Genomic DNA, 7,414 nt, shown 5'->3' with positions numbered 1-7,414 from the left:
TTCATAGCTTTTCTGATGCGATGAAGGATGTACCAGGCTGTCTTGTAGGTCACCCCCAAAGACCTCATCAGCGTAACAGCAGAAACGCTGCATTTGTTACTCATAATGAGGAATGAGGTGATTATCCACAGCCTCAGCGGAAGATGTGTTCTGTGCATAAAAGTTCCGTTTGTGGCGGATATATCTGCTTTACAGAACTTGCAGCGCAGCAGATGGCGTGACCTTATCCTGCGGTTCTCAGAGCCACCGCAAAACGGGCAGGCAAAGCCCTTTTCAAAGCGGATATCAAGCAGAAAATCCTTGCAAAAGCTTTCATCTGCGAACTTTGAGTATATCCCATCAAGTGTGATCTCAGGTTTCGGAAATCTTTTTGACATAGCGACAGCTCCTTTCGGTTTCTGTCACTATTATACTATATTTTCCGGTTTTGAGGTCTGTTTATTTGGACAGCATTGTAAATTATCTGTGGTGTATTAAAGGGATAACCATGTAACATATTATAAAAATTAACTGCTTCAGGGCGAGTACTCATATAGAACGTTTGTGATAATTATTGAGGTAATCCAGTAGTTACCAACAATATTCTGTATGAGCACTGCCATGAAGCAGTTACTTTTTTATGAGTATTATTATCTTACGGTGACAGTGAAGGCTCTGTGTGCTATATCAGCGGTCTGCCACTTACCATTTATCTTAGCGCATACTACCATAGTGTATCTGCTGCCGGGTCTGAGCTTAGGAGAAGTGAAGGTAGTATTATTTGTATACTCCTGGACCTTCCATTTACCTGCCAGTTTTACAGCTATGCCGTACTGTTCTGCGCCCTGAACAGGAGTCCAGTTGATGCGGAACTGGTGGTACTGGATATCATAAAGGATCGAAGATATCTCAGGCTGAGAATAGTTGTATTCAGGCTGCTGCTGCTGACCGCCGAAGACTGAACACTTCTTGGAAGTAGCCTTTATACCGTTTGAGCCGTTTATAAGAGCATCTCCCCATGGTGTAAGGGACTTTCCTGCGAAATCATACGAGATATCCAGATAAGAAAGATCTGAGCTGTTACCCTTCCATGACCAGCCAAGATATCCTACATTCTTCTGAGTGCAGTAACTCATGATAGTAGCCTCATCAACGTCACCGCCTGTGTGCTGTCCGCCGAATTCACCTATAACAACAGGTACATCTATGCTGAGCGCGTCATCTATATTCTTCTTGATGGTTGAAGCGTTTCCGCCTGCATACTCATACATATGTATGGAGAATACAGTATTGCGGTCAACGTCAGCCTCGTATACAGATCTGCCGTATTCCTTGATGCAGGCAGGATACTGTCCCCAGCCAGCGCAGTCTACCATGATCATATTATCTATATCGGCATTTCTGAGCTTCTTAACAGCTGACTTGTTGCCTTCTGCCCAATTATAACCGTTCCATTCACCGTACCACTCATTCGCGATATTGAGTATTACATACTCCTCATTACTCTGAAGAACGCTCTTGTTCTCGATCCAGTAATTTACGGCATTATCCAGATCATAAGTGTTGTTGCTGCCTGTAGCGTCATGCACTTCCAGGATGCAGATAACATCATTCTCCTTGCAGATATTGATGATGTTCTCAAGCTCACTCTTTGAAGTTTTTGACCATTTCTGACCGTCAGCTACAACTACTCTTACAGTGTTGGAACCGTTTTCAGCCGCGCCGATAACAGATGTGTTGGTATCGTTCTGATACCATGCGTGAGCGATGTTAACGCCTCTCATAACAAAGGGCTTGTTGTTAGCGTCCAGGATCTCTGTACCGCTTACATGGAAGCCGCTCTGTGCAGCGCCCGCACTGATACAGCTCATAGCTGCCGCTGCAGAAACTGCGATAAATGCCGCGCTCATGCCTGAATAAATGTTCTTGAACTTTTTCATACTACCATATCCTTTCGTTTCACATTACCTTTATACTATTAGACCTTTGCTAATTTTTAGTATATCATCAAAGAAATTTTAAGTCAACGGTATATTAAAATGTAAACGAATTCACAAAAAAACAATCGTTGTTTTTGATAGTTTATAATTATCCTGAATGTGCAGTATTTCCATATAATTTCATTATATTACATGGTTATCCCCTTAACACACCACAGATAATTTACAAAGCTGTCCAAATAAACAGACCTCAAAAACCGGAAAATATAGTATAATAGTGACAGAAACTGAAGGGAGCTGTCGCTATGTCAAAAAGATTTCCGAAAACTGAAATCACACTCGATGGAATATACTCAAAGTTCGCAGACGATGACTTTTGCAAGGATTTTCTGCTTGATATCCGCTTTGAAAAGGGCTTTGCCTGCCCGTTTTGCGGTGGCTCTGAGAACCGCAGGATAAGGTCACGCCATCTGCTGCGCTGCAAGTTCTGTAAAGCAGATATATCCGCCACAAACGGAACTTTTATGCACAGAACACATCTTCCGCTGAGGCTGTGGATAATCACCTCATTCCTCATTATGAGTAACAAATGCAGCGTTTCTGCTGTTACGCTGATGAGGTCTTTGGTGGTGACCTACAAGACAGCCTGGTACATCCTTCATCGCATCAGAAAAGCCATGAAATGCCGTGAAGAACGCTATTTGCTCGACGGAATCGTTGAAATTGATGACACGTATCTCGGTGCTCCGACTCACGGTAAAAAGCGTGGCAGGGGAACTGAAAAGGTCAAGCTGATCGTAGCGCTGTCTAAAAGCGAAGCAGGTCATCCGATGTACCTGAAAATGACCGATGTGCCGAATTTGAAGGGCGTTACGATGGGAAAATTTGCAAGCAAAAATATCCATGAAGGCTCGAAAATCGAGAGCGATAATGCTCGAAGTTACAAGAAACCGCTGGCACAGAAATACTTCCATGTTTTTGAGACATATGATCCGACAAGCGATCAGCTGAACTGGATGCATAAAGTTATATCAAACTTCAAAGCAATGATCATGGGAACTTACCACGGAAAAGAAAAGATCCACACAGCGTTATATGCTGCCGAATACTGTTACAAATTCAACCGTCGTAAGCTGGGAAACAGTGCGTATTTAAGGCTTTTGGCTGCTTTGGTGCAGTGTTCTTACTTGTGGTGTGTTAAGGGGATAACCATATTATTTTTTTAAACCAACAAAGGTCCCACCGTTTTAACTTCGGTAGGACCTCTATTTATTTTATTATAGTTATCTCACTGACACACCAAATTAATTCGTTTTATATCGAAACTTGGCGGTTATCCTTACATTCAAGCAACAGTAGATCTCGCTCTTACGACTGAGTAATCGCAGTTATTATCGGAAGCTTATATTATGAAACGAAAACATATAATAGAAAACTCACACAAAAACAATAACAGTGGCTGTATACAAATGCTATACTGATGCTGTTTTTAGCTATATATCCGGTTTTGCGATTTCTTCTTTTGCTTTATCAACTATATCATCCGGAAAACCTATAGCGCTTAAAAGTTTTATAGCATTGCTTGAATCGTTGATACCGTTGTGTAATGTGTAATCAAACATGATGTCATCCGAGTCAATGACTTCCGAGAAATAGTAATTGGCAAAGATCTTATCAAATGCTTTTGCAAGTTCCAGATCATGGGTCGCCACCAAGAGCATACATCGTTTATCTGTAAAATAATTCAGTATCGCTTTTGAAGCTGCTATTCGTTCCCTGGTGTTAGTACCTTTAAGTATCTCGTCTATTGCAAGAAACAGCAGTCTGTCTTCTTGACAGAGCTCAATCATTCTCTTCAGATACTTTATTTCACGGATATAATAGCTTTCGCCAGATAAAATATCATCTCTCACAGCCATTGATGTGATTACACCGCATTTGGGTACAGAAGCGCTTTCGGAAGTGCAGGTATGTATGGTCTGACCAAGAATAAGGTTTATTGCTGTGGATTTGATAAATGTGGATTTACCGGAAGCATTAGAGCCTGTGATTATTATATTGCGATCATATTCAATATCATTCGGTATCGCATTTGATATAGCAGGATGAACTAATCCGACGAACGAAAAACTGTCATTATCTGCTGTTTTAGGAATACAGTATATCGCCGCACTTTTTCTGTACGAAGCTATTGATACACTACAGTCTATCTCACCGATAAACTTGTATATACGCATACATTCCGACTTTTTTTCAATAAGTTCAGATATGATCTTATCGTACATGATAAAGTCGATCATGAGTGGGCCGAGTAAATATGACATCATCATACTGACCTCATCCTTATTATCGGTAGCATTCTTCTGTTCGAGAAAAGTCGATCTTTTTGCGGTGCTTTTCAATGTGTTCAGATCTTCTGATATCTCATTGCTGAATTCCGGAACAAGCTCAGCCAGCGAAAATGATGTATTCAGCATTTTCCCTAAATTGAATACAGACTTTACCTTTATGTCCATTTTTTCCTTTTTTATCGTGTGGATGATCATATTTATAAGATAAACAGCTATGCACATTCCGATAAAAACCGGTTTTCTTATTATAATGGCAGCTGCTATAGATATCATAAGCAGATATGACAGCGCATAATAAAACTTACTATTTTTCAGTTTGTGCTTGGATATGTTTTCTATCAGTATCGGCATATCGTAGTTCACATACGATTTGCCTAGAAAATATAGCTTTTCCCTGACTTCGAATCTTTTGTCTTCGTTAGTACCAAAGAAAGATATTTTTTCTTCAAGCTGCTTCAGGTCGCTTTCTGTTTTTGAAAGATCATGCAGCTTTGAGTACAGACATTGCTCCCCGATATAACTGTCCGTGTGGTTGACAAGGGCAAAAATATTATCCATGCTAAGATCTTCCCAAGTGATATCATCAACAATCTCATGTTCAGCTATACTTTTCTTGTCCATCAGATAAAGAGTTTCAATGTTGCCAAGTCTGTAGAACTGCTCCTCAGTATCATCACGAGGCTCGCCAAAGGAAGATCTTATGTAGTCAAGGATACGTTTTTGCCGTTTTTTATCTTGAACGATAGTTATAACAATAGCAGTAACTATCATCAGCGATATCAATATCAAATATTCCATTTTGTTATCTCCAAATTTTGTATTATTTCTATTTCATTATAATTATAGCATAAAATCGGCTCAAAGTCCAGCGCATTATATGAACTTTTTCGTTTTCAAAGCTCTGCTCGCCCTTGCAGCTTATAAGCATTATCTCCTGTGCCAGATCTTCGGCATCGTGGTATGAGCCTGTTCGTGAAAGGCAGTAGCGGAACATCGACTTTGACATCATTTCTATCTGCTCACGGTATTCATAAGCGGTCAAATCATTCACCTCTTTCGTAGTTTCTCAGAAGCTTCTGTCTGTATAATGCAGAAGTTCGGAGTTGGTTAGGGGGTGTGGAAAAATATATCTGAGATAATTATAGCAGAAGTTCTGGAAATTAGCAATAACTGCTTGCGGCATACCCACACATGAGAGTGCTTGATTGTGGGTATGCGGAATAATAAGAAACGGATAGCCGTCTGATGAGGACGGTCTATCCGTGTTTGGGTGTATTAAGTTACTAAGCTAAATCATAATTTGATGTTGCAAGATTAACACATACCCGTTAAAAGCCGCCAATATGACTTAATGTTTTAGAAGCGACTCTTGAACCTTCATTCATTGCATTTATAATATCACAATCTCTCAAATATGAACAAAGAAAGCCAGCATGATAACTGTCACCGCACCCAGTTGTATCAATTACATTATTGACAGGCACAGCATCCACTCTATATTCTTTTCCCATATAATAAGTAACGCTGCCATTTTCTGCAAGTGTAATGTTAAATATGTTGTCATACCGTTCAGACCATTTTTGAAATTGTAAAAGAATACTCTTCTCACCACTGATAAAAAAGAAGTTAATGTACGGTACAATAGTTTCTATTTTCTTAAAATCTCTTAGCACATTGAAGTCAACGGCAAGCTGAAAACGACAACTTTTTCTAAGTTCTAATACATCATCAAAATTAGGAGAATCAAAGGTTATAAAGATAATATCAGCACTTGCAATTCTGTTCTTGTCAGAATCGCTAAGAAGATATGTGTCATGAATACCACCGTTCCATGAATCATCCTTGAAATATCTATCACCTTTCTCAGTAAGATAAATCCGATTGTTTGCAGTAGCAGAGCCTGGAATAATGTGGATAAACTCTTTGTTGATAGGTTTATTTTCAATAGATTTCAATATTGCCTTACCATAATCATCGTCACCAATTGCACCAAGAAGATCAACTGAAATATGATTGTATTTTGATGCAATTGCAGCAAAGTTCAATGCTTCACCACCGGGACGGATTTCTCCAGTATCATCAAAAACATCTACGCACATACAAGTCATAGCAATAATATTCACATTTATCCAACCTTTCTGTTTTGGAAAAGTAAATTACGATTTAGCAGAGAAAGCCAAGTTGCCCTCTCACTAACCCTTATTATACCAAACAGCCCCGAAATAGTCAATCTCTACACACTTTTTCATACCCTTTTCGTTGCATTATACCGCCATTTGTGCTATAATCAGGATATAGAGCAGTTATGATGATATGAAGACCTCAGTTGAGGAAATATATTTCAGATTATTTAAGTTCCCGACAAGTCTATGTCATCTGCCGAGTAAACTGCTGATAAAATATATTTTCGACTGCTGTGATAACAAGAAAGCGAAATGCAGAAGAATGGTCACTCTGCTAGATGAACTTGACATATATCAGTATGAAGATCTTCAAGCGGCATTAGACAATGTATATCCTAATGAAAAACGTCAGCGAAAGATTAAGGAGCATTATGATGAATACGGGGTTTCGCCCCTGTCAACTATGGACAGGAATATCCCTTTTATCCAATCGCTTGACTCACTTCTTGAGTTTGAAGACCCGACAGACCTTGAATACGATTTATTCAGGATGGTCGATGAACAGTATAGAGAGGCGTTTTTTCATGAACCTGTCAGATGAATTACTTACGATAAATGAGACCTGCAAGCTGCTGAAAATAAGCAGACCGACACTTTTAAAACTCATGAAAAAAGGCAGTATCAAGGGATTCAGGATCGGTAAGCGTGTCTGGAGGATAAGAAGATGTGACGTTGAGGGATATATTGAAAAAAACGATGAGAATGAAAATGAACATTGTTAAAGCTCGCCCAATTTGTCCGCCGGCATCTCATGTAATTTGTCATTCGAACGCAGCTTCTGACAATTACAGGCACTGTATTTTGTCGGTACTGCCGCTTTTGTTTTATTGACAAGCAACGTTTTTCTTATGCCCCCGAAAACCACTTTAGGCTTTTCTCATTGAACTCAGAAATCAGTAAACTGAGAAAAGCTACAGATTTGGGTCAGCTGTGCTGCTGAATTAATATATATAGCCTTGAC

Annotated in this window: 8 protein-coding genes; 3 read left to right on the top strand and 5 right to left on the bottom strand. The window is 39.5% G+C overall.

Features of this window, described 5'->3' with window-relative positions; all coding sequences use genetic code 11:
* Positions 1-377, bottom strand: a 377-nt coding sequence (locus BM265_RS11895; RefSeq protein ID WP_143098718.1) for a transposase, incomplete at its 3' end; no start/stop codon positions are given.
* 252 nt (positions 378-629) lie between these two features.
* Positions 630-1,919, bottom strand: coding sequence for a glycoside hydrolase family 5 protein (locus tag BM265_RS11890; RefSeq protein ID WP_074962037.1), 1,290 nt, complete (start codon positions 1,917-1,919; stop codon positions 630-632).
* Between the two features lie 305 nt (positions 1,920-2,224).
* Between BM265_RS11890 and BM265_RS11885 the strand changes: the two genes are divergently transcribed.
* The gene (locus BM265_RS11885) at positions 2,225-3,145 is read left to right on the top strand and encodes an IS1595 family transposase (RefSeq protein ID WP_074962036.1); all 921 of its coding nucleotides are present in this window, start codon (positions 2,225-2,227) and stop codon (positions 3,143-3,145) included.
* Between the two features lie 267 nt (positions 3,146-3,412).
* On the opposite strand, the gene BM265_RS11880 is transcribed toward BM265_RS11885, so the two are convergent.
* The 3 genes from BM265_RS11880 to BM265_RS11870 form a co-directional block, all read right to left on the bottom strand.
* On the bottom strand, positions 3,413-5,068 hold the full coding sequence (locus tag BM265_RS11880) for a MutS-related protein (RefSeq protein ID WP_074962035.1): 1,656 nt from the start codon (positions 5,066-5,068) through the stop codon (positions 3,413-3,415).
* A gap of 28 nt (positions 5,069-5,096) precedes the next feature.
* Positions 5,097-5,312, bottom strand: coding sequence for a sigma factor (locus BM265_RS11875; RefSeq protein ID WP_081358446.1), 216 nt, complete (start codon positions 5,310-5,312; stop codon positions 5,097-5,099).
* Between the two features lie 286 nt (positions 5,313-5,598).
* Positions 5,599-6,393 carry a PfkB family carbohydrate kinase gene (locus tag BM265_RS11870; RefSeq protein ID WP_242940835.1) on the bottom strand — a complete coding sequence of 265 codons (795 nt, stop codon included), beginning with the start codon at positions 6,391-6,393 and terminating at the stop codon, positions 5,599-5,601.
* A gap of 322 nt (positions 6,394-6,715) precedes the next feature.
* On the opposite strand from BM265_RS11870, the gene BM265_RS20115 reads away from it, so the two are divergent.
* Both BM265_RS20115 and BM265_RS20110 read left to right on the top strand, forming a co-directional pair.
* Positions 6,716-6,994 (top strand): hypothetical protein, encoded by a 279-nt coding sequence (locus tag BM265_RS20115; protein WP_207646981.1) that lies wholly within the window; start codon positions 6,716-6,718, stop codon positions 6,992-6,994.
* Positions 6,978-7,175: a helix-turn-helix transcriptional regulator gene (locus BM265_RS20110; RefSeq protein ID WP_177219587.1), complete on the top strand. Its 198-nt coding sequence runs from the start codon at positions 6,978-6,980 to the stop codon at positions 7,173-7,175. The genes BM265_RS20115 and BM265_RS20110 overlap by 17 nt, the downstream gene beginning before the upstream one ends.
* Positions 7,176-7,414 lie beyond the last annotated feature (239 nt).

The sequence above is a fragment of the Hominimerdicola alba genome, from assembly GCF_900112155.1.
Classification (GTDB): Bacteria; Bacillota; Clostridia; order Oscillospirales; family Ruminococcaceae; genus Hominimerdicola; species Hominimerdicola alba_D.
The sequence above is the reverse complement of the archived record's forward strand: the minus strand, read 5'-3'. Positions and strand labels throughout refer to the sequence as shown.